A 23,932-nucleotide genomic window follows, 5' to 3' on the forward strand; every position below is an offset into this window, starting at 1 on the left:
GTCTTGTTGTCCGTCCCGGACTTTTGACCGGAACGTCTAGAAGGCACTAAAGCGAAGGAACCGCCCGTTGCCTAGAGGCACGGGCGATTTTCTTTGAAACTGCGGCTTGGACACGGTCGGGGATCAGGTCACTTTCGACACGGTCTGGTATTTGGGATCACGCCACAGCTCTTTCGAAATCACCTCTTCGATGATCTCGGCCGCCCGCACCACATCCGCCTCGTCGAGGTAAAGCGGCGTGAACCCGAAGCGCATGATGTCGGGCGCGCGGAAATCGCCGATCACGCCCCGGTCGATGCAGGCCTGCATCGCCGCGTATCCGTTCTCGAACGCAAAGGACACCTGCGATCCGCGCACTTTCGCGTCGCGCGGCGAGGCCAGCGTCAGCTGCGGGCAGCGCGCCTCGACCTCTTTGATGAACCGTTCCGACAGCGCGACGGAGGCGGCGCGCAGATCGTTCATGTCGACCCCGTCCCAGACGTTCAGCGCGTGATCGAGGATCGACAGCTGCACGATCGGCGGGGTGCCAACGCGCATCCGTTCGGTCGACATCGCCGGGCGGTATTCCGGATCCATGGCGAAGGGCGCCTCGTGTCCCAGCCAACCGGCCAGCGCCGGTTGCACCGTTGTCGCCAGATCGGGACGGACATAGATGAAGGCCGGCGCGCCGGGGCCGCCGTTGAGGTACTTGTAGCTGCAGCCCACTGCGAATTCGGCATTCGATCCGGCCAGGTCCAGCGGTACCGCGCCCGCGCTGTGCGCCAGATCCCAAATCATCACCGCGCCCACGGCGTGGGCCTTGCGGGTGATTTCCACCATGTCATGCATCCGGCCCGACCGGTAATCGACCTGGGTCAGCATCACCACCGCGACGTCCTCGGTGATCGCGTCGGCCACGTCCTCGGGCGCCGGGGTGCGCAGCTCGTACCCCTTGTCGATCGTGCCGATCAGCCCCTGCGCCATATAGAGGTCGGAAGGGAAGTTGCCGTTATCCGACAGGATCACCCGGCGGTCGGGGTTCATTTTCAACGCCGCCGCCAGCGCCTGATAGACCTTGATCGACAGGGTGTCGCCGGTCGCCACCGATCCTTCGGGGGCGCCGATCAGACCGGCGATCCGGTCGCCCACCTTCTTGGGCAGCGCCATCCAGTCGGCGGTGTTCCACGCCTTGATCAGTTGCCCGCCCCATTCGTCGCGCAGCACTTCGGCGGTGCGTTCAGCCGCGCCGCTTGGCAGCGGTCCCAGCGAATTGCCGTCGAGATAGATCACCCCTTCGGGCAGGTCGAACATGTCCTTGCGTGGCAGTTTCACAGTCATAATTACAGTTCCCCCCGTACGTGCCACAGCTCGGGAAACAACTCGACACTGAGCATTTTTTTCAGATACTCCACACCGGACGTCCCGCCGGTGCCGCGTTTGAACCCGATCACCCGTTCGACCGTGGTGACGTGGTTGAACCGCCAGCGGCGGAAATAATCTTCGAGATCGACCAGCTTTTCGCCCAGTTCGTAAAGGGTCCAGTAGGTTTGCACGTCCTCGTAGACCTGTTTCCATTTCGCCTGCACCTCGGGCACGGCGCGATGCGGGCTGCGCAACTGCGGTTCGGGCAGTTGCGCGTCGGATCCGTCGATGGTGGTGAAAAGAAGCCGGATCACATCGTCGTAGAAGCTGGGCCGGTCCAGTTCATCCGAGAGCATCTTTTGCACCTCGGGCATGTGTTCATGCGGCTTGAGCATGTTCGGATTACGGTTGCCCAGCACGTATTCGATCATCCGGTACTGATAGGACTGGAACCCCGAGGACGGGCCAAGCGCTTCGCGGAAGGTGGTGTAATCCGCGGGCGTCATGGTGCGCAGCACGTCCCAGGCGCTGTTGAGCTGTTCGAAGATCCGGCTGACCCGTGCCAGCATCTTGAACATCTGCGCCATGTCGCCCGAATTCAGCGCCTCGCGCGCCGCGGCCAGTTCGTGGATCGCCAGCTTCATCCACAACTCGCTGGTCTGGTGCTGGATGACGAACAGCATTTCGTCATGCGCGTCGCTTTGCGGATGCTGCTGTGCCAGCAGAGCGTCAAGATGCAGATAATCGCCATAGGACATCGCGTCCCTAAAGCTCATTTTTGCGCCCTCGGCGCCCGGATCATAGGCCTGATCGCTCATCCGCCCCTCCCTCGTTTGGCATGTTGCTCGGGATTCTGTAGCAAAGCGGGTTGCGGAAACCTAGCCCGGTCATAGCCGACAGTGCCGTCAATTCCGGCGCAATGACAGTTTCTGCCGATTGAGGGTTTTCTTTCGCAATTCAGCGGCTATAAATCAGCCCCATGATGACCAAGGGCCATATCTCGACCGCAAAACGCCGCACCGACGGCGTGCTGTCGCTTGCTGCCCTGCTACTGCTAAGCCGCCTCTGAGCGTGCCATCTCGGCGCGACCGCTCAGAGGATGTGCCTTTTCGCGCCACGAGCTTCAGCAAGTTTAGATAATGAGACCCGACATGACCGATATTGCGAAACAAGATCAGGTACTGATCTTTGACACCACCCTGCGCGACGGCGAACAAAGCCCCGGCGCAACCATGACCCATGATGAAAAGCTCGAAATCGCCGAGCTGCTGGATGACATGGGTGTCGACATCATCGAGGCCGGTTTCCCGATCGCATCCGAGGGCGATTTCCAGGCGGTCAAACAGATCGCCGAACGGTCGAAGGCTTCCGTGATCTGCGGTCTGGCCCGCGCCAATTTCAAGGATATCGACCGCTGCTGGGAAGCGGTGAAGCATGCCGCGAAACCGCGCATCCACACCTTCATCGGCACCTCGCCGTTGCACCGTGCGATCCCGAACCTGTCGATGGATGAAATGGCCGACAAGATCCATGACACGGTGACTCATGCCCGCAACCTGTGCGACAACGTGCAGTGGTCGCCGATGGACGCGCTGCGCACCGAACACGATTACCTTTGCCGGGTGGTCGAAATCGCGATCAAGGCCGGGGCCACCACGATCAACATTCCCGACACGGTGGGCTATACCATCCCGCGCGAAAGCGCCGATATCATCAAAATGCTGCTGGAACGCGTGCCCGGCGCCGACGAGGTAATCTTCGCCACCCATTGCCACAACGACCTTGGCATGGCGACTGCCAACGCGCTGGCCGCGGTCGAAGCGGGCGCGCGGCAGATCGAATGCACCATCAACGGGCTGGGCGAACGCGCCGGCAACACCGCGCTGGAAGAAGTGGTGATGGCGATGAAAGTGCGCAACGACATCCTGCCCTACCAGACCCATATCGACACCCGGAAGATCATGCATCTGTCGCGCCGGGTCGCGACCGTGTCGGGTTTCCCGGTGCAGTTCAACAAGGCGATCGTTGGCAAGAACGCCTTCGCCCATGAAAGCGGCATCCACCAGGACGGCATGTTGAAGAACGCCGAGACCTTCGAAATCATGCGACCCGAGGACGTCGGCATCGCCGGCACCTCGCTGCCGCTGGGCAAGCATTCGGGCCGCGCCGCGCTGCGCTCGAAGATGAACGAGCTCGGCTATGACATGGCCGACAACCAGCTCAACGACATCTTCGTGCGATTCAAGGAACTGGCCGACCGCAAGAAGGAAGTCTTCGACGACGACCTGATCGCGCTGGTGCAGGACGAGGTCGGACAGGGCGAAGCCGACACGCTGCAGCTGAAACGGCTGCGGGTGGTCTGCGGTACCGAAGGCCCGCAGGAGGCCGATCTGACGATGATCGTCGAAGGCGAGGAAAAAACCATCGACGCCACCGGCGACGGCCCCGTCGACGCGGCCTTCAACGCGGTGAAGATGCTGTATCCGCACAAGGCCAAACTGCAGCTGTACCAGGTGCACGCGGTCACCGAAGGCACCGATGCGCAAGCCACCGTGACGGTCCGAATCGAGGAAGACGGCCGGATCGCCACCGGTCAATCCGCCGACACCGATACGGTGGTGGCCAGCGTCAAGGCCTATATCCATGCGATCAACCGCCTGATCGTGCGGCGGGAAAAGGTTGCCCCCGGCGAGGATCGCAAGGAAATCAATTACAAGGACCTGCACTAACCCGGGTCGTGTGTATCCAAAAGAATGCCCCGATTAGCCTCGGGGCATTTTTTTTACGCATTGGTAGGGGCGCGCGCCCCAACATCCCGATCTGAGGTAAGGGTCCAACCGTTGTGTAGTTATGGCTGCTGAATCGGATCGAATGCCGAAATCCGGGGCGCGCCAGTTCCTGTGGTACAAGTAAAGTTGGAAAAGCGGTGATCCGGCGCTTCAAATGCATATATAAAGGTTTTTTCCCTGCCCCGTCCCAGTTCGAGCGGCAGATCAGGACGTCCTATGTCGTCCTGCTGATTCTGATTGCTCTCACCACCTATGCCGCCACCGCAAACGTCCTGTTGCAGGCCAGCACGCCCACTGCCCTGTCCTTTGCCGCACTGATCAGTTTTGCCATGACGGCTTTCATGCATCGCGCCCGCTGGCATACCGCGGCACGCGTGCAAATGCTGCTGACGGCCAATCTGCTGCTGTTCGCAGACGGGTTTTTCGAACATCCCAGCAGCAACATCCCTCTGGTCCTGCTGGCCTTCGTGGGTCTTCCCTTCATCGTCTTTTCCTGGCGCGAGAACCGGGTTCTCGTGGCCGCGATGTCGGCGCTGCCGTTGCTGCTGTGGAACATTCTGGTCTTCACCAATTACGGCGACCTGAAATATATCGAGATCGACGAAGAAACCTCCAGGGGCTTCGGCTACTGGCACGCCGCGCTCGTGTTCTTCTTCGTCGCGGCGGAATTCGCCTATTTCGACTATGTCACCCATAAGTATTCCCAGGCCCTACGCAAATCGCTTGCCGCTGAAGAACAGGCCAGCCGGGCCAAGTCGGCGTTCCTGGCATCGATCAACCATGAAATCCGCACGCCGCTGAACGCTATCCTCGGCGGGTCCGATCTGTTGCACGCGCATCCGCAGGCAACCCCGGATATCCGCAGACTAGCCGATTACATCGATCGCGCCGGGCAGGACATTCTGTCGATGACGGAAAAATGCCTGACCTACACCACGCTGATCAGCGCCCCGATTGAGGTCACGTTGCGCCCCGAGGCTCCGATGGCGCTGGTCCGGGCCGAACTGGCGCCGTTCGATGCGGTGCTGCGGTCGAAGGGCATCACTGTGGAAACCCGGCAGGACTGTTCCGATCTGGTGATGGCCGATGCCAGCCTGCTGTCCAAGGTTCTGGGCCAGCTGATCGACAATGCGGGCAAATACCTTCCCGAAAAGGGCACGATACGCCTGATCGTGGCCAACGGTGCGGATGACAAGCTGCGCATATCGGTCGAGGACAACGGCCCCGGCATTCCGGCCGAAAAGCACGAACAGGTCTTCCAGCCCTTCGAACGGCTGGACCAGTCGCTGGGCACGAAATCAGGCGGCGGGATCGGATTGACGATCGCCAGAACCTATGTCGAGGCGATGGGCGGCGATATCGGCATCGCTTCGGCCCCCGGTGGCGGTACGCATGTCTGGGTGGAATTGCCCCGCGCCCCCGGCGGCAAAACATAGCCAATCCCGCCGCTCTCGCGTGACCGGGCCGACCGCGCCCCGGCGGCTGAGCCGATCAGAACCGTTCCAGCAGGCGCCTGAGGTAATCCAGTTCATCCTGTGAGCGGTCACCTTCGCCCGAACGACGGCGAATTTCGTCCAGCAGCTCACGTGCCCGGCGATAAACGTCCTCGCCCTGAAGCAGGCTGTCATCGCCCCCCAAAACGCCACGCGACCCCGGTTTGCGCCCGAGCGGATCGCGTTGCTGCGATCCGGCATTTCCCATCGCCTGGCCCTGGCCGCCCTGTTGTTCGCGCTGCGCCTCGGCCATGGCTTCGCCGAGGTTGCGGATGCCTTCGCGCAGCGCATCCATCGCCTCGGCCTGCTTGTCGATGGCACCGGCCAGGTCGTCCTCGCGCAAAGCATCTTCGGCGCCGCGCATGGCCCGCTCGGCCTGTTCCAGCGTATCGCGTGCCGCCTGCCCGCCTTCGGTCCCTTCGCCGGGCAGGTTGCCGCGCTGGCGGTTCAGTTCGTCGCGCAGGTCACGCTGACGCTCTGCAAGACTGCGCTCTCCGGGCTGGCCGCCGTCGCCGGCACCGTCGCCCCGGCCGCCCTGTCCGTCATGGCTTTGCCCCTGCCCTTCGCCACCGCTGCGGCCCTGATTTCCCTGCGACTGTCCCCGGTTGGCGCCCGGATTGAACTGCTCCTGCAGGTCGCGGAAAGCCTGATCCGACAGCCCCTGCTGATCACGCAGCGTTTCGGCCAGGTTGTCCATCGCCTGCTGGCCGGGCGATCCCTGCCCTTCGCCGCCCTGGGTCACCCGCATGTTTTCCATCAGCTTCTGCAATTCTTCCAGCGCCTGCTGCGCTTCGGCCATGCGGCCCTGTTCCATCAGTTCCTGGATCCGGTCCATCATCCGCTGCAGATCGTTCATATCCATCTGCATGAAATTCTGGTTCTCTGCGCTGTCGAATTCGTCGTTCTGGTCGCGTTCCTGCTGCGCCTGCCGCGACAATTGCCGCAAGTAATCCTGCGTCGCGTCGCGCAATTCCTGCATCAGCTCGGCAATCTCGTTTTCGCTGGCACCGCGCTTCATCGCTTCGTTCAGCCGTTCCTGCGCCTGTTCCATGCGTTCGCGCGCGTCGTCGATATCGCCGTCTTCCATTTGCACCGCCAAATCCCACAGCGCCTGAGCGATCTCGTCGCGCTGTTCTTTGGTGATGCCTGCGCTGGCATAGGTTTCCAGCCGCCGCAGGATCACCCGGAACTGCAGGTAATCCGCTTCGGACAGGAACAGCCTTTCTTCGGGTTCCCACGACACGGCACGCAGCACCCGCGCCACGCGGCCCGCGTTGTCACGGTTCCACAGCAGGTCGCGGCGCTGTTCGATCACCGCCGCCGCAAGCGGGTCGAAGAACCGTCGTCCCGGCAGCGCCATCCGCACCGGTTCGCCCACGCCCGACTGCCCGGCCTCGTCGGACACCTCCAGCGTTACGACCACCGGCAGATGCGCCCAGGGATGCTCGGAAAAATTATCGATCAGGGATTCGGTGAATTCCGCCCGGCTGCCCGCGATGGGCAGCGGCAGGTCACGTTCGATCACCGGGCGCTTTTCGGGGTTCAGCCCCAACCCATAGCGGCGGTCGACGGCATCGAGGTCCAGCGCGATCACCGCCCGGCCCGCGACGATTCCATAATCGTCCGTCGCCTCGAACGGCAGGCTCATCTGTCCTTCGTAGGTGGTTTCCGCAGGCCCCGCGACCGCCACACCGGGCGCCGCGTCGGGCAGCAGCACCACGTTCCAAGCCCGGCCGCCGGGGCCGTTGATTTCGATCCGGCCGTCCTTGGCTACGGCGAATTTCTGCTCCGGATCCGAAGCGGGCGGCACTTCGCCGATCCGTCCCGACACCGTTTCGGCAAGGGTCAGCCTCCCCACCTCGCCATAAAATCGCAGGATGATGTCGCTGCCTTCGGGAATGCTCAGGTCCGCCCCGGCCTGATCGGGCAGATACAGCACCGGCAGGCCGGTATAGGCCGGAGGTTCGATCCAGCCTTCCCAGGCCGGCCCCGCGGCCAGGGCCTGACTGCCCTGCCCCAAGTCGCCGACATCGCCAATCCGGCCCAGAGATCCGAACATCAATCCCACCGCGACACCCAGCAGCGCCACGTAACGCAGCGCGAAGGGATCGCGGCGCGCCAGTTTCAGATCGGGGTGTACCGCGCGCGCACCGTCGAGCCGCGCCGCCATGCGTTTGCGGTGCTCGCGCCACAACGCCTCAGACGCGGCATCGCCCGCTCCGATCGCTTGCGCATCGCCAAGCGCCTGCAGCGGTCGTCCCGTCATCGTTGCATCCAAGCGCGCCACGGCCTCGGCCCGGCGCGACCAGCGAAATTTCCACAGCCCGTACCAGCCCGACAGGATCAGCGACAGAACCGCCACGATCATCACCGCCCAGACCAGTTCCACCGCCAATGTCTGATGCAGGCCCATCATCAGCAGGGCGAGGCAGATCATCGCCACGCTCCAGAACGGCCAAAAGGCACCTGCCACGCGCTCGGCAATCAAGCCGGCCCATGTCAGGCGCAGCGGCCAGCGCACCTTGGAAGTGAACGCGTCTCTCGGCTCAGCCATACCTTGTCCCGGGGGCCGAGCGCGGGGATCGCGCTACAGCCATTCTGGGATGGTATCGCGATTTATCATCTCGTCAAAGGTCGGACGTGCGCGGATAACCGCAAATTGATCGTCCTTCACCAGAACCTCGGGGATCAGCGGCCGGGTGTTGTATTCGCTCGACATCACCGCGCCATACGCCCCGGCCGACCGGAAAGCGACCAGATCGCCCGCGACAAGCGGCGGCATCATCCGCTGCTTGGCGAAGGTATCGCCGGTTTCGCAAACGGGGCCCACGATGTCATAGGGGCGCTGTTCGGTCCCGGCCTCGGGCTCGACCACCGGCACGATATCGTGATGCGCCTCGTACATGGCCGGGCGCACCAGATCGTTCATCGCCCCGTCGAGGATCAGGAAATCCCGCCCCTCACCCGATTTCACATAGACCACCCTGGACACCATGATACCGGCATTGCCGGCGATCAGCCGGCCCGGTTCGATCTCGATCTCGCAGCCCAGATCGCCCAGTTCCTCGCGGATCATCGCGCCGTATTCGATCGGCAGCGGCGGCGCCTCGTTCGACCGGGTATAGGGAATGCCCAACCCGCCGCCCAGGTCGAGCCGGTGAATATCATGCCCGTCCGCGCGCAATGCCCGCGTCAGTTCGGCCACCTTGCGATAGGCCAGGCGGAACGGTTCCAGATCGGTCAGCTGGCTGCCGATATGCACGTCGATTCCGACCACCTGCAGCCCCGGCAATTCGGCGGCGCGGGCATAGACCTCGCGCGCCCTTGCGATCGGGATGCCGAACTTGTTCTCGCTCTTGCCGGTGGCGATCTTGGCATGGGTCTTGGCGTCCACGTCGGGGTTCACCCGCACGGTGACCGGCGCGCGAACGCCCATCGCGACAGCCACCTCGTTGAGAACCTCCATCTCGGGTTCGGACTCGAGGTTGAACTGGCGGATGCCTCCCTCCAGCGCGGCGCGCATTTCCTCGCGCGACTTGCCGACGCCGGAAAACACGATGCGGTCGCCGGGCACGCCCGCGGCGATGGCGCGGGCATATTCGCCGCCCGACACCACGTCCATGCCCGCCCCGGCCTGCGCCAGTGTTTTCAGGATCGCCTGGTTGCTGGCGGCCTTCATCGCATAGCAAACCACGTGGTTCATCCCCGCCAAGGCCTCGTCGAACAGCCGGTAATGGCGCAGCAGCGTGGCGGTGGAATAGCAATAGAAGGGCGTGCCGACCGCGGCCGCGATCTCGGCTACCGGCACATCCTCGGCGTAAAGCGCCCCGTCTCGATAGAGGAAATGATCCATCTTCTTCGCCCCTTCATTGCGTTGTCTGCGTCATAGCCACAGCCGCGCGGCAATTCAATTCATCAAAAGGAGCGCCCGTCGGCGCGCCCATGCCCGTCTAATCTCGTCTCCGGCGGGAGCATTCGCACCCAAAAGAAGACCGCTTCTTCTTTTCGAAAATATCCCGGGGGTTTGGGGGCTGGCCCCCAATCGGCACCGCAGGCCGGATCAGAAAACGATCCCGATCGTGGCTTCGCCCGACACCGTGACACCGGGTTTCGACGCCTTCGGCGCGGGCGCGGTCGGTTCACCGTCGGCGCCGCAAGCCGCCAGCCCCAGCAGCGCGATCAGGATCAGAAACCGTTTCATTCCAGCACCTTCTTCCAGCGTTCGATCTGCACAAGCACCTGCGCCGGCGCGGTGCCACCATAGGACATGCGCGAGGCCACCGAATTGTCCACGCCCAACACGCCGAACACGGCTTCAGTGATCGCCCCGTGTACCGATTTCATGTCCTCCAGCGTCAGGTCGGGCAGGTCACAGTCCTTGGATTCGGCCAACGCCACCAGCGACCCGGTGACGTGATGGGCGTCGCGGAACGGCATGTTCAGTTCGCGCACCAGCCAGTCGGCAAGGTCGGTGGCGGTCGAGAACCCGGATCCGGCGGCGGCTGCCAGCGCCTCTTTGTTGCCGGTCATGTCGCTAACCATGCCGGTCATCGCGGCCAGCGCCAGCATCAGGTTGTCGGCCGCGTCGAACACCTGTTCCTTGTCTTCCTGCATGTCCTTGGAATAGGCCAAGGGCAGCCCCTTCATCACCGTCATCAGCGCCACGTTGGCACCGAAGATGCGGCCGATCTTGGCGCGCAGAAGTTCCGCCGCGTCGGGGTTGCGTTTCTGCGGCATGATCGAGGATCCGGTCGACCACTTGTCCGACATGGTGACGAAGCGGAACTGGGCCGATGACCAGATCACCAGTTCCTCGGCGAAGCGCGACAGGTGCATGGCGGTCAGCGAGGCGCAGGACAGGAATTCCAGCGCGAAATCGCGATCCGCCACCGCATCGAGCGAATTGGCCGTGGGCCGGTCGAAGCCGAGCGCCGAGGCGGTCATGTGCCGGTCGATCGGGAAGGACGTCCCCGCCAGCGCCGCCGATCCCAGCGGGCATTCGTTCATCCGTTTGCGGGCATCGCGGAAGCGCGACAGGTCGCGGCCGAACATTTCCACATAGGCCATCATGTGATGGCCCCAAGTCACCGGCTGGGCGGTCTGCAGATGGGTGAATCCGGGCATCACCCAGTCATACCCAGCCTCGGCCTGGCCGATCAGCGCCTTGATCAGCGCCTCGATGCCTTCGATCGCGGCATCGATCTGATCGCGGACCCAGAGCTTGAAATCGGTCGCCACCTGGTCGTTGCGCGACCGCGCGGTGTGCAGCCGGCCGGCCGGTTCGCCGATCAGCTGCTTCAGCCGCGCCTCGACATTCATGTGGATGTCTTCCAGCGCGGTTGAAAATTCGAAGGAACCCTTCTCGATCTCTGACAAGACCGTGAGCAGACCTTCCCGAATGACCTCGGCGTCGCTATCACTAATGATGCCCGTCGCGGCCAGCATGGCGGCATGGGCCCTTGAACCCGCGATATCCTGCGCAGCCATGCGCTGGTCATACCCGATCGAGGCGTTGATCGCCTCCATGATCGCGTCCGGACCGGCGGCAAAGCGGCCGCCCCACATCTGGTTCGAGGAAGTGTCACTCATGTCTGCCCCTTGGGAGGTAATATGCGGAAATTCGTCTCTCTGGTCCTTTATACGGCCTTGATGCTTGGTGCAAATGTATCGCTGGCCACGGAGGCCGACACGTTGCGCGACCTTCGCCAGGGCGACATGAAGAAGCTGATCCTTCACAGCACCCCGAAAGAGAAACCCGCGGTCGCCTTCGTCACCGAAGACGGCGGCACGGCGACGCTGGCCGACTATCGCGGCAAATACGTGCTGGTGAATTTCTGGGCCACCTGGTGCGCGCCCTGCCGCGCCGAAATGCCCGCGCTGGACGCGCTGCAGGGGACCTATGGCGGCGAGGATTTCGAGGTCGTCACCATCGCCGCCGGGCGCAATCCGGTTCCGGCGATGAAGAAATTCTTTGCCGATGCCGGCGTTGAAAACCTGCCTCTGCACCGCGACCCCAAACAGCAACTGGCCCGCGCCATGGGGGTGATCGGATTGCCGCTTTCGGTGCTGATGGACCGGGAAGGACGTGAAATCGGCAGGCTGATCGGTGACGCGGACTGGAACGGCGCAGACGCCCATGTCTTGATCGAGGCGCTGATCGGGACAGGCGGCTAGCCACGAGGTCATTCAAATTTTAAATTTAACAGGCAGTTAGCCAATTTGACCCACCCTGACCCTCGCGAGACAGAGAGGGTGACATGACGGGTAGGAAATTCGGAGAATTCGCTGACATCCCGGAAGGGCATGACAACCCGCTGAACTATGCCACGACGCAGCGGGACCGCAACGTGCTGAAAATGGTCGAGGATGCGCTGCGCCATAACGAGGCGGCGCTGGCCTTCCAGCCGGTCGTCGAAGCGGGCAGGCCCGACCGGGTGGCCTTCTACGAAGGCTTGATGCGCGTTTTCGACGAAACCGAACGGATCATCCCTGCCAAGGATTTCATCGACCACGTGGAAAACACCGAAATCGGTCGGATGATCGACTGCGTCGCGCTGGAACAAGGACTGGAGGTTTTGGCCGATGCGCCGGATATCCGGCTGTCGATCAACATGTCGCTGCGATCGGCCGGTTATCCGCGCTGGATGGAAAGCCTGGAACGCGGGCTGGCCCGGGATCCGACCATCGGCGAAAGACTGATTCTGGAAATCAGCGAAGCCTCGGCGATGATGGTGCCGGAACTGGTCACCCCGTTCATGGATCACGTCCGCAACAAGAACATCGCCTTCGCGCTGGACGACTTCGGAGCCGGCGCGACCTCGCTTCGTTATTTCCGCGAATTCCACTTCGACATCCTGAAAATCAGCGGCGAATTCTGCCGCCATGTCCACCGCGATCCCGACAACCAGGTGCTGATTTCGGCGCTGAACATGGTCGCCGGGCATTTCGACATGCTGACCGTCGCCAGCGGCATCGAAGCCCCCGAAGAAGCGGAATGGTTCGCACAGCACGGGATCGATTGTCTGCAGGGATATCTGTTCGGAGCCCCGTCTCTGAAGAAGAGTTGGCGGGATGAAGCGCGCCGGGTGGGGTGACAAAATATTGCTGCACCGCAACAAGTTTCCGTGTTTCGTCCCTACGTCGTATCGCTGCGTGGTTGCCGCAGCGCGGCGAATAATCTATGACGGCAGGCAAGGCGGGGAGTCTCGGGCCCGCGACGACCGCGCGGCCGCTGCGCTCCTCGACCCGGAAATTGGTGGAGGATGATATGACCAATGTTGTAATCGTTTCGGCGGCCCGGACGGCTGTCGGCTCTTTCAGCGGCTCTTTTGCGAACACCCCGGCCCATGACCTGGGCACTGCGGTTCTGGAAGCGATCGTCGAGCGCGCCGGCATCGACAAATCCGAAGTGTCCGAAACGATCCTTGGTCAGGTTCTGACCGCAGGTCAGGGCCAGAACCCGGCCCGTCAGGCCCATGTCAATGCCGGTCTGCCGATCGAAAGCGCCGCCTGGGGCATCAACCAGGTTTGCGGTTCCGGCCTGCGCGCCGTGGCTCTGGGCGCTCAGCACATTCAGCTGGGCGATGCGGCCATCGTCGCCGCGGGCGGCCAGGAAAGCATGTCGCTCAGCCCCCACGTCGCGCATCTGCGCGCGGGCGTGAAAATGGGCGACGTGAAATACATCGATTCGATGATCCGCGATGGGTTGTGGGACGCTTTCAACGGCTACCACATGGGCCAGACCGCGGAAAACGTCGCCGAAAAGTGGCAGATCAGCCGCGACATGCAGGACGAATTCGCCGTTGCCTCGCAAAACAAGGCCGAAGCGGCCCAGAACGCGGGCAAATTCGACGACGAGGTGATCTCCTTCACCATCAAGACCCGCAAGGGCGAGATCGTCGTCGACAAGGATGAATACATCCGCCACGGCGCCACCATCGAGGCGATGCAGAAACTGCGCCCGGCCTTCACCAAGGACGGCTCCGTCACCGCCGCCAACGCATCGGGCATCAACGACGGCGCCGCTGCCGTGCTGCTGATGACCGCCGAGGAAGCCGAGAAGCGCGGGCTGGAACCGCTGGCGCGAATCGCCTCCTACGCCACCGCAGGCGTCGACCCGTCGATCATGGGCGTCGGCCCGATCGCCGCGTCGCGCAAGGCACTGGACAAAGCCGGCTGGGCCGTCGGCGACCTGGACCTGGTCGAAGCCAACGAAGCCTTCGCGGCGCAGGCCTGCGCAGTGAACAAGGACATGGGCTGGGATCCGTCGATCGTCAACGTGAACGGCGGCGCCATCGCCATCGGCCACCCGATCGGCGCAAGCGGTTGCCGCATCCTGAACACGCTTTTGTTCGAACTGAAGCGGCGCGAGGCGAAGAAGGGTCTCGCCACGCTCTGCATCGGCGGCGGCATGGGCGTGGCCATGTGCCTGGAACGGCCATAAGCGGAAATGCAGGACGCAACGATATATCAAGGGGCACCCAACGGTGCCCCTTTTTTTAAGGCCACCAGGCAGCCGCTTTTTTGGACACAATGCCGCAACTGCGAAAAAAACGCCTGAAAGGCCCGATTTCAACGCGCAATAATATTGCGCAATCTTCAACACCAAAGTAACAGTGTTACCAACACGATTTGCAAAACTGGAGGATATCATGGCTCGAATCGCACTCGTCACCGGCGGATCTCGCGGCATCGGCGCAGCAATTTCCAAGGCGCTGAAAGCCGAAGGCTACGAGGTCGCGGCGACCTATGCCGGCAACGATGAGGCAGCCGCGACTTTCACCGCGGAAACCGGGATCAAGACCTACAAGTGGAACGTGGCCGATTACGAGGAATCGAAGGCCGGGATCGCCAAGGTCGAAGCGGATCTGGGCCCGATCGACGTTGTCGTCGCCAATGCCGGCATCACCCGCGACGCGCCGTTCCACAAGATGACTCCGGAACAGTGGCACCAGGTGATCGACACCAACCTGACCGGCGTGTTCAACACCGTGCACCCGATCTGGCCGGGCATGCGGGAACGCAAATTCGGCCGTGTTATCGTGATCAGCTCGATCAACGGCCAGAAGGGCCAGTTCGCGCAGGTCAACTATGCCGCCACCAAGGCGGGCGATCTGGGCATCGTGAAATCGCTGGCACAGGAAGGCGCGCGCGCCGGCATCACCGCCAACGCGATCTGCCCCGGCTACATCGCCACCGAAATGGTGATGGCGGTGCCGGAAAAGGTGCGCGATTCGATCGTCGCACAGATCCCGACCGGTCGACTGGGCGAACCGGAAGAAATCGCGCGCTGCGTTGTGTTCCTCGCCTCCGACGACGCGGGCTTCATCAACGGCTCGACCATCTCGGCCAACGGCGGTCAGTTCTTCGTCTAAGACCCTTTACTCCAAAAAAACCAAGGGCCGGTCCAGCGACCGGCCCTTTTGCGTGTCGTAAGACCGGGTCGGGTCAGCGGCACGGTTCCGTAAGGCCCTGCGGGGCCAGCGGAACGGAATTGCTGGCGAAAAGCCAGGCAAAGACCGCACGGAAGGCATTGGCGCGTTCGATATGGGCGGCTTCCAAGGCTTGGGCGAAGCGGGCGTTATGGGCGGTTTCGATCATGGCGGACCTCTTGGATAAGAGTTACTGAACTGTGATCAATATGCGCCTCTGAACAAAAAGCGACAAACGAGACTTTTAAGCCCTTCAGTTAAGTATTACTTAATTGAAATGACGGATCGCCTGCCCCCATTGACGGCCCTGCGCGCCTTCGAGGCCGCCGCGCGCCACATGTCCTTCGCCAAGGCGGCGGAGGAATTGCACGTAACCCCTGCCGCGCTGTCGTTTCAGATCAAATCGCTGGAAGTGCATCTGGGCACAACGCTGTTCATCCGGCGGAACCGGGCGGTGGACCTGACCGAAGCGGGCAAGACACTCGCTCCGGGAACCTCCGAGGGCTTCCAGACGCTGACAGCTGCGTGGCGCGCCACTCAACGGCTGCAGGACAACACGACACTGACGGTAACCGCGGGGCCCGCAATGACGGCGAAATGGCTAGCGCCGCGGCTTTACGATTTCGCCCGCGCCTATCCGGAAATCGAGCTGCGCATTTCCGCCAACCTGCGGATGGCCGATCTGGAACGGGATGAGGTCGATGTGGCGATCCGCTTCGGCTATGGCGTCGACGAGGGGCTGTATTCGGTACCGGTGCGCAAGGAATGGCTGACCCCGGTCATGACGCCCGAACTGGCCCGGAAGTACACCACGCCCGAAAGCCTGACGGACGCGCCGCTGATCCATGACGATTCGATCGATTTCCTCGACCCGCCCTGCAACTGGCCGACCTGGTTTCGTGCTGTGGGCGTGGAATTCACCCCGGCACGCGGCGCACATTTTTCCAATGCGGATCACGCCGTCGATGCCGCCTGCGCCGGGGTCGGCGTCGCCTTGGGCCGCCGCCCGATGATCATCAAGGACCTGCTGGAAGGCCGGCTGGTCGCGCCGTTCAAGGTGGCCATCGAGACCGAGGCGCGTTTCCGCTTCCTGTGCCAGCGCGGGGCCGAAACCCGGCCACAGATCGCCGCCTTCCGCGACTGGTTCCTTGCCGAGATCGAAAGAACCGCGCATATCTCGGATGATTTCACCATCATCCCGGTCAAGGATATCCCCGCAGCATGACACGCCAGCACGCCACCGCCATCGGTTTCATCGCCGTGTTGCTTTGGGCGCTCCTGGCACTGTTCACCGTGGGAACGGCCCCCACCCCGCCGCTGCTGCTGAACGCGATCTGTTTCGGCATCGGCGGCGCGTTGGGATTGGTCTGGACCATCGCCAGCGGCGGCGTGCCGCGGCTGCGGTCGGTGCCGTTGCGGGTCTATGCCTTCGGCACGCTGGGTCTGTTCGGCTATCACGCGCTCTATTTCAGCGCGCTGCGGCTGGCCCCGCCGGCGCAGGCCGGGCTGATCGCCTATCTCTGGCCACTGCTGATTGTGCTGTTTTCCGGGCTGCTTCCCGGTGAACGGCTGAAGCCGGGGCACTTTCTTGGCGGCATCATCGGGTTTCTCGGCGCGGCCTTGATCATTCAGGGCGGCGGCAGCGGTTTCGACGCGGCGGCGCTGCCGGGATACCTTCTGGCCCTGGGCTGCGCGCTGACATGGTCGGGCTATTCGGTGCTGTCGCGCCGGGTCGGCACTGCCCCCACCGAATCGGTCGCGGTGTTCTGCATCGCGACGGCCATTTTGTCGGTGCTGCTGCATCTGGCAATCGAAGACACCGTCTGGCCGCAGGGCGCGATCGGCTGGGGATCGGCGCTGGCTTTGGGGCTGGGGCCGGTCGGCCTTGCCTTCTATGTCTGGGATATCGGGGTGAAACGCGGCGATATACAGCTCTTGGGCGTTTCTTCCTATGCGGCGCCTTTGTTGTCGACCCTGGCGCTGGTGGGGTTCGGGATCGCAGCCCCAAGCTGGACTTTGGGATTGGCGGCGGTCCTTATCACCGGCGGCGCGGCTTTGGCCGCGCGCGCCAGCCTGTCGGACTGATCAGACCATTTCCGAGGACAGCCGTTCGATTTCTTCCTTAAGCCGCAGCTTCTGTTTTTTCATTTCGGAGATTTCCGCATCAGGGGTTCCCGGCGATCTCTGTGCCTGTTCGACCTGCTGCGAGAGGGTAAGGTGTTTCTTCTTCAGCTCCTCAATATGCGAACTCAAGGGCATAAGCATTCTCCTCTCTATGAAAACTATATGACGAGTGCATCACAACTTTTTCACGCTGTCACGCCGCGATGCAGAATACGGCAAAGAAGCGCTTAAGCCCGCGACACTATCACCCGGGAAAGGGCAGCGCCGCCCCCTCTCTCAGTACGGCAAGGATTTCAGAAGTATAGCTTTCTCCATCCCGCTGATGCGTCTCGCCCTCATGCATCAGGATACCGGCGTGCAGGCGAAAGCCTGCCCGCCCGCCCTTTCGGCCCCGGATCAGGAACAGTTGTGATTCGCGCCCCTGCCGCGGCGTGATCGGCATCAACTGCAGGCTGCCCAGCCGCGCCTGCATGGCGCAGAGAAGTTCCGGCAACCTTTCGACCCGCTGGATGAAGGTGACCGTGCCCTTGGGCCGGACCCGCTTCGCCGCTGCCTCGACCCACAGCTCGATTGGGGTATCCCCGCCAAGCGCCATGTCCCGCCCCGGATCGGCCGCCGCGACCGAGGCATCGCGCTTGAAATAGGGTGGATTGGCGAAAACGTGATCGAATTGCCGTTCGCGCAGGGTGGCGGGCATCGCCGTCAGATCCCCGGTCACCACCTCGAAATCCGCCCCCGCTTCTTGCGCATTGCGGCGGGCCAGGTCGGCATAGGCATCCTGAATTTCCAGCCCGCAGGCCCGAAGCCCCTCGACCCGCGACAGCAGGCACAGCGACGCGACCCCGACGCCGCACCCCAGTTCGAGCACGCTTTGCCCCGGCGCCGCATCGACCGAGGCCGCCAGCAGCACCGCATCGACACCGGCGCGGTATCCCCGCGCGGGCTGCCAGGCCTGAACCCGCCCGCCCAGAAAATCGGTATGGGTCAGATCATCCATCGAGCGCGATATCGTTGTCCTGCAACACCCGTGCGGCGCGGGCGTGATCTTCCTCCCGCACCATCAGACGGCGCGGCAAAATGCCGATGCTGCCCTCGAGAACGCTCATATTTACGTCCATTTCAAAGCAGTCTATACCCTCGCCCTGAAGCAGGGCTTTGGCAAAGGCGATCACGGTGGGGTCGGTTGTGCGAAGCAATTGTTTCATATTGGGGAATTAAGGGCATGCGCTTCGGTTTGTCGAGCCATGTACGGGGTTGTGATGAACCTGGATCAAGCATCGACCAAGCCGCACGAGCTTCTGGCCGCGCATCTCGACGCGAAAATGAAGGCGGTGAATTCTCTGATCCATGACCGGATGGCGTCCAAACACGCCCCACGCATTCCTGAAGTGACCGCGCATCTGGTCGATGCGGGCGGCAAGCGTCTGCGCCCGATGCTGACGCTGGCTGCGGCCGAACTGTGCGGCTACGCGGGCGTGTTCGACGTGCACCTAGCCGCGACCGTGGAATTCATCCATACCGCGACGCTACTGCATGACGACGTGGTCGACGAAAGCGCGCAACGCCGTGGCCGCCCCACCGCGAACCTGCTGTGGGACAACAAGTCCAGCGTTCTGGTCGGCGATTACCTGTTTTCGCGCGCTTTCCAGCTGATGGTCGAACCGGGCAACCTGCGGGTTCTCGACATCCTCGCCAATGCGTCCGCCACCATCGCCGAGGGCGAGGTTCTGCAACTGACGGCGGCGCAGGATCTGCGCACCGATGAAGCGGTTTACCTGCAGGTGGTGCGCGGCAAGACGGCGGCGCTGTTTTCGGCGGCGACCGAGGTGGGCGGCGTGATCGCCGACGCGCATGAATCCGAAATCAACGCGCTTCACGCCTATGGCGACGCTTTGGGGATCGCGTTCCAGATTGTCGACGACCTGCTGGATTACCAGGGCGACAGCAAATCCACCGGCAAGAACGTGGGCGACGATTTCCGCGAACGCAAACTGACCCTGCCGGTGATCAAGGCGGTGGCCAAGGCCGATGACGAAGAACGTGCCTTCTGGACCCGGACCATCGAAAAAGGCCGCCAGGAAGACGGCGACCTGGATCATGCGCTGGCGCTCCTGCGCAAGCACAACGCGCTGGAAGACACCCGCCGCGATGCGCTGGACTGGGCCGAAAAGGCCAAGCAGTCGATGGCGGAACTGCCTGATCACAGTCTGCGCCAGCTGCTGATCGACCTGGCCGATTACGTGGTCGCGCGGATCAGCTGAGCCGCGTCGCCGCGACCCACCAGCCATCCCGCTGCAACCGGCCGGCGGCGGCCTTTGCCTGCGCTTCGGTGGCGTAGAGCCCGAAACACGTCGCGCCCGATCCCGACATCCGCGCCATCCGGCAGCCGTCGGTCGCCGCGATTTCCTGCAGGACCTCGCCGATGACCGGCTGCGCGGCGATGGCGGGCCGTTCCAGATCGTTCCTTTGCCGCTGCAACCATGTTATCAGCGCCGCGAAATCGGGCTGCGCCGGCAGCGAATCCATCGCCGGGTTATCCTTGCGCGCCAATCCCTTGAACACCGCGCCGGTGGGCACCGCGACGCCGGGATTGACCAGAACGCAATGCAGTTCCGGCAGGCCGTCCACCGGCGCCACATCCTCACCGATCCCGCGCATGATCGCCGCCTTGCCCGCTAGGCAGACCGGCACATCGGCGCCCAGTGACAGGCCCTGATCCGGCACCGGTTTGCCCGTCAGATCGCGCAGAGCCGACAGAACCGCGGCGGCATCCGACGACCCGCCACCGATCCCGGCGGCGGCCGGCAAATGCTTTTCCAGCGTGATATCGGCAGCTTCTCCCATCAGGTCGACCGCCCTGAGGACAAGGTTCTCAGGGCCCGTCGGCACCCCCTGCCCCATCGGGCCGGTCACGGTCAGAGATGATTTATCGGCGCGGCGAAGCGAAATCCTGTCGCCCACATCGGCAAACATCACCAGCGAATCAAGCAGGTGATACCCGTCTTCCCGCTGCCCGGTGACATGCAGGGTCAGGTTCACCTTTGCCGGGGCAAAGGCCTCAATTGTCTCCATTGGCAACCTTCAGCGGCGCAGCCCCTTCGGCGGCGAGAACCGCATCGAGCCCGATTTCCAGCTTCTGCCGGATGCGGTCGGGATCGACCTCGCCCGAGGCGTCTTCGTAATCGACGAAGGACAAGGCGCGTTTCCACTGGAATTCCGCTTCGCGCTGGCGCCCCACCGCCCAGAGCACATCACCAAGGTGGTCGTTCACCACCGGATCGACCGGCATCAGTTCGGCGGCATGTTCCATATGCGGCACCGCTTCGTCATAGCGACCAAGGCGGAATAGGGCCCAACCGAGCGAATCGACGATATAGCCGCTGTCCGGGCGCACGGCGACGGCGCGTTCGATCATGTCCAGCGCCTCGTCCAGCTTGATCTGCTGCTCGACCAGGGAATAGCCCAGATAGTTCAGTACCTGCGGCTGCTCCGGATTCAACTCCAACGCGGTGCGAAAATCCTTCTCCGCATTGTCCCAGTTACCCAACCGTTCATAGCTGATCGCGCGGGCATAGTAGATGAACCATTGGCTCGGGTCGGCATCGTCATAGATCGCCAGCGCATCGTCATAGGCCGCCACGGCGTCCTCGAAACGGGACAACTGGCGCATCAGGTCGCCCAGATTGACATGCACGATGGCAAGATCGCCCTGGCTTCGGGCCAGTTGTTCCAGCACTTCCACCGCCGCATCCAGCCGGCCGGCGCTGCGCAGCGCCTCGGCCCGGCCAAGTTCGGCGGCGTGAAAGACCGGGCTGTTCCGGTCGACCTTCTTGTAGGTTTCCACCGCCAGGTCATAGCGCTGCAGATCGTCGAGCAACGCCGCGCTCATCAGGATCGCGTCGGTATGATCGGGACGCAGATATTCGGCGACGCGGGAATACAACAGCGTGTAATCCTGCCCCGCCTCGCCGCTCAGCGCCGCGGCCACGGAATAGAACACCTCCGCCACGCCATCCCGGGGGGAGCGGATCATCGAGAACGGCAGGGTTTCGCCCCGGTTCAGCGCCGCGTGCATGTCACGCAGCACCGGTTCCAGATCGGGGCCGAACAATTCCTCGATCAGGGCCGCGCCTTCGTCACCGCGTTCCAGCTGGCTGAGGATTTCCACCCGCGCGATGGCGCCGCGGCGGGTCAGTTGCATGCTGCTGCCGATATGTTCGGCAAAGATCGCTTCGGCAGATTCGAAATCCCCGACCGAGGCCAACGCCAAGGCCCGGTGGTACAGTGCGAACCCCTTCAGCCCGCGCTTTTCGGCCACCACGTCGAACAGCTCCAGCGCCGCCGATACCTGACCTTCGCCCATCTTCGCCCAGGCCGCGACCAGACCGTCGACCAGGGGGCCAACGCCGTTATCCGCCGCCGCCCTTTCGGCCAGCTTTTCGAAACGGGTATTTTCGGCATCGTCGGCCATCAGGACCATTTGCGCGATCTGGCTGCGCAATCCGTCCGCTTCCATCTTGCGGGCAATCGGAATGGCGCGTTCGATCCGGCCCAGCGACATCTGCGCCCGCGCCGCCGATTCCAGCAGCACCGGGTTGGACGGGTCACGCGCCAGCGCGCGGGCGTAAAAATCCGCCGCGACCTTGAAGTCGGCGGTCATGTCGGCCTGCCGCGCCGCCAGATACGACCCGGCCAATCCCTGCGCCTGTACCGGCGCGATCCCGCCCAGCCCAAGAGCAACCGACAGAACGGCACGCGCAACCCAACTTTTCATCATACCCTTGACCCGTTTTGTTGTTGTTTCTTTGCGCAACAGAGTAACGCGCCACGCAGCGAAGGCAATCGGGATAGGCGGGTTTATGGGCGGGTTTCGGCCTGATGAATAAAGTGTGATGTGAAAAGGGCGGCCCGTTGGCCCAGCCCTTTACCATAAGTGTTGCAAATAAAAACTTCGGTTGGCCAGTTTCTGGCCAATATGCTCTCACAATAATAAGAAAAACTCGGAACAACCGGGAGAATAAGTGTGGGAAAAGCCACGAAGAGAACTTCGTCAGGGCCTCGTAGGCGTTTGCCTTTGCCTTCCTTTGCGGTCGACATCAATTTCTGCCGGAATCCCCAATGTGATTTCTTCGCAGAAGCTCCGGACCCATATGACAGAAGAGGTCAAAACCGGAACAAGGTCAAGCCGAACATGCCGCGCGGCCGGGTCATTGGATCCGGCGAAGAAAAGACCTTCCAATGCGGCGGCTGCGGGAAAACCTCAATCATCAAGAACAATAAAGCGATCGTCGAAGAATATCGCCGCCTTCGGCGCAGATTCCGTCCGGAGTTTCCTCGGGACGCCTGCTCCAATGAGGAGTGTCCCAACCATGGGAGGCCACAGTCCGAGTATCCGGATCTCTATCGGAGATCGGGAACGACAAAAAAGGGCACACAGCGCTGGAAGTGCAAATCCTGCCTGAAGACATTCTCCACTGGAACACGCCTGGGCCGCCAAAAGCGGAGCCACACGAACCGCGAGGTTTTGTGGATGATCACCAATGGCGTTCCGATCACCAAAATCTGCGATTTCACAGAGCTTTCTCCGCGAGACGTATATCGCAAAATCGACTTCATCCACGACCGCGTCATCGACTTCACAGCAAGGCGAGAGGCTGATTTCAAGCGCGTGCAATGGGAGAAAGTCGGCCGCCGTTTCGCTTCGGATTCTCAAACGCTTCATTTGAACTGGCCGAACAAGCGGACCAGGGCGCAAATCGCCGTTCAGCATCTCTGCACCGCGCATGCCAACTCTGGCTACATCATGGCAGCCCATCTGCAACTGGACCCAGCCGTCGAACTGCCGGACATCGAGGCGAGAATGGTTGCCGCAGGGGACTTCAGCCTACCGAGAGCGTTTCGGGATCAGGCTCGCCTGTGGTCTGAAACCGAGTTCAAAGGCTACCTCGACAAAATGACCTACAATGTGGCCATTCACCCCGATGAGGCCCCAGAGGTCGATTTGGGGCTGCAGTTGCCTCACAGCGGCGCCCTGGTGCGCCAGGACGTTATGCAGATGGCACACGCATTCCAGGTGCGGCAGTTCCTCGGTAAAGGCTCGGAGCGCTTCGTGTTCGTCCTCGACGCGGATCCGGGACTGGCCATGTCCTTCATCTCGGCTTTCGCCGGATGGATCCGGAAAGAGAGGGCTGATGTCATCGTTGTCGAGTTCGACAAGAAAAAGTCCAACGATCAGAGAAACATGCTGATGAACGAAGGGCGCAAGCAGCTGGAAGATGACAGCAATGTGCCCCGCCGTATCTTCGATGATTTCCACCCTGGGACCAAAGATGAGATCAAGGACATTCTGGTGGAGAGCATGCTCGAAGACATGCCCTTAACTGCACCTTTCGAGTGGCCATACCACACGAAGTCCGAACCGCATCGGTGCATGCGGATACTGACCGACCGAGAGAGCATGGCCCCTGACCGCCGCGCGCGCCTCATGCGCTTGGCAACATTGCGAAGCGTGGATACGTATTTCCACAAAATCCGAAGCAATCTGCGGCTGGCTGAGCGCCCCTCACATACACCAAGCGCCAACGGCCGCGCTTGGCACCGGCACTACCTCTACAACCCCGATACTATGGTTAAGATTGTCGATATCTATCGCTTCACCCACAATTGGATGGGCGGTGGCTCCACAAAGGAAACCCCAGCGATGGGGTTGGGATTGGCCAGGGGAAAGGTCGATGCGAAGGATCTGTTTTCATGA

General features: G+C 62.5%; 22 protein-coding genes. 10 read left to right on the forward strand and 12 right to left on the reverse strand.

Annotated features, from left to right (window positions below):
* Window positions 1–123 precede the first annotated feature (123 nt).
* Together kynU and kynA are read right to left on the reverse strand one after the other, a co-directional pair.
* Window positions 124–1,317, reverse strand: a complete 1,194-nt coding sequence (gene kynU, locus IT775_RS06285; protein ID WP_212700235.1) for a kynureninase — start codon at window positions 1,315–1,317, stop codon at window positions 124–126.
* A gap of 2 nt (window positions 1,318–1,319) precedes the next feature.
* Window positions 1,320–2,159: a tryptophan 2,3-dioxygenase gene (gene kynA / locus IT775_RS06290; RefSeq protein ID WP_212700236.1), complete on the reverse strand. Its 840-nt coding sequence runs from the start codon at window positions 2,157–2,159 to the stop codon at window positions 1,320–1,322.
* A gap of 333 nt (window positions 2,160–2,492) precedes the next feature.
* Between kynA and IT775_RS06295 the strand changes: the two genes are divergently transcribed.
* A complete protein-coding gene (locus IT775_RS06295) occupies window positions 2,493–4,070 on the forward strand; it encodes a 2-isopropylmalate synthase (RefSeq protein ID WP_212700237.1) in 1,578 nt (525 codons plus the stop codon).
* A gap of 197 nt (window positions 4,071–4,267) precedes the next feature.
* Complete coding sequence (locus tag IT775_RS06300; RefSeq protein ID WP_212700238.1) at window positions 4,268–5,566, forward strand: sensor histidine kinase; 1,299 nt, start codon at window positions 4,268–4,270, stop codon at window positions 5,564–5,566.
* Window positions 5,567–5,621: 55 nt separating this feature from the next.
* On the opposite strand, the gene IT775_RS06305 is transcribed toward IT775_RS06300, so the two are convergent.
* The 4 genes from IT775_RS06305 to argH all read right to left on the reverse strand — a co-directional run bounded on the left by IT775_RS06305 (window position 5,622) and on the right by argH (window position 11,212).
* Complete coding sequence (locus IT775_RS06305; protein WP_212700239.1) at window positions 5,622–8,177, reverse strand: TIGR02302 family protein; 2,556 nt, start codon at window positions 8,175–8,177, stop codon at window positions 5,622–5,624.
* Between the two features lie 33 nt (window positions 8,178–8,210).
* On the reverse strand, window positions 8,211–9,476 hold the full coding sequence (gene lysA / locus IT775_RS06310) for a diaminopimelate decarboxylase (RefSeq protein WP_212700240.1): 1,266 nt from the start codon (window positions 9,474–9,476) through the stop codon (window positions 8,211–8,213).
* Window positions 9,477–9,683: 207 nt separating this feature from the next.
* Window positions 9,684–9,824: an argininosuccinate lyase gene (locus IT775_RS06315; protein ID WP_212700241.1), complete on the reverse strand. Its 141-nt coding sequence runs from the start codon at window positions 9,822–9,824 to the stop codon at window positions 9,684–9,686.
* Window positions 9,821–11,212 (reverse strand): argininosuccinate lyase, encoded by a 1,392-nt coding sequence (gene argH, locus IT775_RS06320; RefSeq protein WP_212700242.1) that lies wholly within the window; start codon window positions 11,210–11,212, stop codon window positions 9,821–9,823. Before argH ends, IT775_RS06315 begins: the two co-directional genes overlap by 4 nt.
* A 60-nt stretch (window positions 11,213–11,272) precedes the next feature.
* Between argH and IT775_RS06325 the strand changes: the two genes are divergently transcribed.
* The 4 genes from IT775_RS06325 to phbB all read left to right on the forward strand — a co-directional run bounded on the left by IT775_RS06325 (window position 11,273) and on the right by phbB (window position 14,997).
* On the forward strand, window positions 11,273–11,797 hold the full coding sequence (locus tag IT775_RS06325) for a TlpA disulfide reductase family protein (RefSeq protein WP_246525373.1): 525 nt from the start codon (window positions 11,273–11,275) through the stop codon (window positions 11,795–11,797).
* Between the two features lie 83 nt (window positions 11,798–11,880).
* Entirely contained in the window at window positions 11,881–12,717 is an 837-nt protein-coding gene (locus IT775_RS06330; RefSeq protein ID WP_212700244.1) for an EAL domain-containing protein, read from the forward strand.
* Between the two features lie 173 nt (window positions 12,718–12,890).
* The gene (locus IT775_RS06335) at window positions 12,891–14,066 is read left to right on the forward strand and encodes an acetyl-CoA C-acetyltransferase (RefSeq protein WP_212700245.1); all 1,176 of its coding nucleotides are present in this window, start codon (window positions 12,891–12,893) and stop codon (window positions 14,064–14,066) included.
* Window positions 14,067–14,274: 208 nt separating this feature from the next.
* Window positions 14,275–14,997, forward strand: a complete 723-nt coding sequence (gene phbB, locus IT775_RS06340) for an acetoacetyl-CoA reductase (RefSeq protein WP_212700246.1) — start codon at window positions 14,275–14,277, stop codon at window positions 14,995–14,997.
* Window positions 14,998–15,070: 73 nt separating this feature from the next.
* On the opposite strand, the gene IT775_RS06345 is transcribed toward phbB, so the two are convergent.
* Window positions 15,071–15,223, reverse strand: a complete 153-nt coding sequence (locus tag IT775_RS06345; RefSeq protein WP_212700247.1) for a hypothetical protein — start codon at window positions 15,221–15,223, stop codon at window positions 15,071–15,073.
* Between the two features lie 108 nt (window positions 15,224–15,331).
* Between IT775_RS06345 and IT775_RS06350 the strand changes: the two genes are divergently transcribed.
* Window positions 15,332–16,279, forward strand: a complete 948-nt coding sequence (locus IT775_RS06350) for a transcriptional regulator GcvA (RefSeq protein ID WP_212700248.1) — start codon at window positions 15,332–15,334, stop codon at window positions 16,277–16,279.
* Entirely contained in the window at window positions 16,276–17,139 is an 864-nt protein-coding gene (gene yddG, locus IT775_RS06355) for an aromatic amino acid exporter YddG (protein ID WP_212700249.1), read from the forward strand. The genes IT775_RS06350 and yddG overlap by 4 nt, the downstream gene beginning before the upstream one ends.
* Here the strand turns inward: yddG and IT775_RS06360 are convergent, their stop codons facing one another.
* The 3 genes from IT775_RS06360 to IT775_RS06370 all read right to left on the reverse strand — a co-directional run bounded on the left by IT775_RS06360 (window position 17,140) and on the right by IT775_RS06370 (window position 18,383).
* Window positions 17,140–17,313 (reverse strand): YdcH family protein, encoded by a 174-nt coding sequence (locus tag IT775_RS06360; RefSeq protein ID WP_212700250.1) that lies wholly within the window; start codon window positions 17,311–17,313, stop codon window positions 17,140–17,142.
* Window positions 17,314–17,422: 109 nt separating this feature from the next.
* Entirely contained in the window at window positions 17,423–18,175 is a 753-nt protein-coding gene (locus IT775_RS06365; RefSeq protein WP_212700251.1) for a tRNA1(Val) (adenine(37)-N6)-methyltransferase, read from the reverse strand.
* Window positions 18,168–18,383 carry a putative signal transducing protein gene (locus IT775_RS06370; protein WP_212700252.1) on the reverse strand — a complete coding sequence of 72 codons (216 nt, stop codon included), beginning with the start codon at window positions 18,381–18,383 and terminating at the stop codon, window positions 18,168–18,170. Before IT775_RS06370 ends, IT775_RS06365 begins: the two co-directional genes overlap by 8 nt.
* Window positions 18,384–18,437: 54 nt before the next feature.
* On the opposite strand from IT775_RS06370, the gene IT775_RS06375 reads away from it, so the two are divergent.
* On the forward strand, window positions 18,438–19,439 hold the full coding sequence (locus IT775_RS06375; protein WP_212700253.1) for a polyprenyl synthetase family protein: 1,002 nt from the start codon (window positions 18,438–18,440) through the stop codon (window positions 19,437–19,439).
* On the opposite strand, the gene IT775_RS06380 is transcribed toward IT775_RS06375, so the two are convergent.
* Together IT775_RS06380 and IT775_RS06385 are read right to left on the reverse strand one after the other, a co-directional pair.
* Entirely contained in the window at window positions 19,432–20,250 is an 819-nt protein-coding gene (locus IT775_RS06380; protein ID WP_212700254.1) for a 4-(cytidine 5'-diphospho)-2-C-methyl-D-erythritol kinase, read from the reverse strand. The genes IT775_RS06375 and IT775_RS06380 overlap by 8 nt on opposite strands.
* On the reverse strand, window positions 20,237–21,952 hold the full coding sequence (locus tag IT775_RS06385) for a tetratricopeptide repeat protein (protein WP_212700255.1): 1,716 nt from the start codon (window positions 21,950–21,952) through the stop codon (window positions 20,237–20,239). The genes IT775_RS06380 and IT775_RS06385 overlap by 14 nt, the downstream gene beginning before the upstream one ends.
* A gap of 300 nt (window positions 21,953–22,252) precedes the next feature.
* Between IT775_RS06385 and IT775_RS06390 the strand changes: the two genes are divergently transcribed.
* Complete coding sequence (locus IT775_RS06390; protein ID WP_212700256.1) at window positions 22,253–23,932, forward strand: IS1 family transposase; 1,680 nt, start codon at window positions 22,253–22,255, stop codon at window positions 23,930–23,932.

The organism is Thalassovita aquimarina (genome assembly GCF_018219815.1).
GTDB lineage: Bacteria > Pseudomonadota > Alphaproteobacteria > Rhodobacterales > Rhodobacteraceae > Thalassobius > Thalassobius aquimarinus.

Excerpts from the sequence above, each read along its gene's own strand:
- IT775_RS06315 (WP_212700241.1), bottom strand. The coding sequence starts at position 9,824 with ATGAAACGGTTTCTGATCCTGATCGCGCTGCTGGGGCTGGCGGCTTGC.
- lysA (WP_212700240.1), bottom strand. The coding sequence starts at position 9,476 with ATGGATCATTTCCTCTATCGAGACGGGGCGCTTTACGCCGAGGATGTG.
- IT775_RS06335 (WP_212700245.1), top strand. The coding sequence starts at position 12,891 with ATGACCAATGTTGTAATCGTTTCGGCGGCCCGGACGGCTGTCGGCTCT.
- IT775_RS06325 (WP_246525373.1), top strand. The coding sequence starts at position 11,273 with ATGCTTGGTGCAAATGTATCGCTGGCCACGGAGGCCGACACGTTGCGC.
- IT775_RS06385 (WP_212700255.1), bottom strand. The coding sequence starts at position 21,952 with ATGAAAAGTTGGGTTGCGCGTGCCGTTCTGTCGGTTGCTCTTGGGCTG.
- yddG (WP_212700249.1), top strand. The coding sequence starts at position 16,276 with ATGACACGCCAGCACGCCACCGCCATCGGTTTCATCGCCGTGTTGCTT.
- kynU (WP_212700235.1), bottom strand. The coding sequence starts at position 1,317 with ATGACTGTGAAACTGCCACGCAAGGACATGTTCGACCTGCCCGAAGGG.
- IT775_RS06295 (WP_212700237.1), top strand. The coding sequence starts at position 2,493 with ATGACCGATATTGCGAAACAAGATCAGGTACTGATCTTTGACACCACC.
- IT775_RS06380 (WP_212700254.1), bottom strand. The coding sequence starts at position 20,250 with ATGGAGACAATTGAGGCCTTTGCCCCGGCAAAGGTGAACCTGACCCTG.
- IT775_RS06365 (WP_212700251.1), bottom strand. The coding sequence starts at position 18,175 with ATGGATGATCTGACCCATACCGATTTTCTGGGCGGGCGGGTTCAGGCC.
- IT775_RS06305 (WP_212700239.1), bottom strand. The coding sequence starts at position 8,177 with ATGGCTGAGCCGAGAGACGCGTTCACTTCCAAGGTGCGCTGGCCGCTG.
- IT775_RS06345 (WP_212700247.1), bottom strand. The coding sequence starts at position 15,223 with ATGATCGAAACCGCCCATAACGCCCGCTTCGCCCAAGCCTTGGAAGCC.
- IT775_RS06360 (WP_212700250.1), bottom strand. The coding sequence starts at position 17,313 with ATGCCCTTGAGTTCGCATATTGAGGAGCTGAAGAAGAAACACCTTACC.
- IT775_RS06370 (WP_212700252.1), bottom strand. The coding sequence starts at position 18,383 with ATGAAACAATTGCTTCGCACAACCGACCCCACCGTGATCGCCTTTGCC.
- argH (WP_212700242.1), bottom strand. The coding sequence starts at position 11,212 with ATGAGTGACACTTCCTCGAACCAGATGTGGGGCGGCCGCTTTGCCGCC.
- phbB (WP_212700246.1), top strand. The coding sequence starts at position 14,275 with ATGGCTCGAATCGCACTCGTCACCGGCGGATCTCGCGGCATCGGCGCA.
- IT775_RS06350 (WP_212700248.1), top strand. The coding sequence starts at position 15,332 with ATGACGGATCGCCTGCCCCCATTGACGGCCCTGCGCGCCTTCGAGGCC.
- kynA (WP_212700236.1), bottom strand. The coding sequence starts at position 2,159 with ATGAGCGATCAGGCCTATGATCCGGGCGCCGAGGGCGCAAAAATGAGC.
- IT775_RS06330 (WP_212700244.1), top strand. The coding sequence starts at position 11,881 with ATGACGGGTAGGAAATTCGGAGAATTCGCTGACATCCCGGAAGGGCAT.
- IT775_RS06375 (WP_212700253.1), top strand. The coding sequence starts at position 18,438 with ATGAACCTGGATCAAGCATCGACCAAGCCGCACGAGCTTCTGGCCGCG.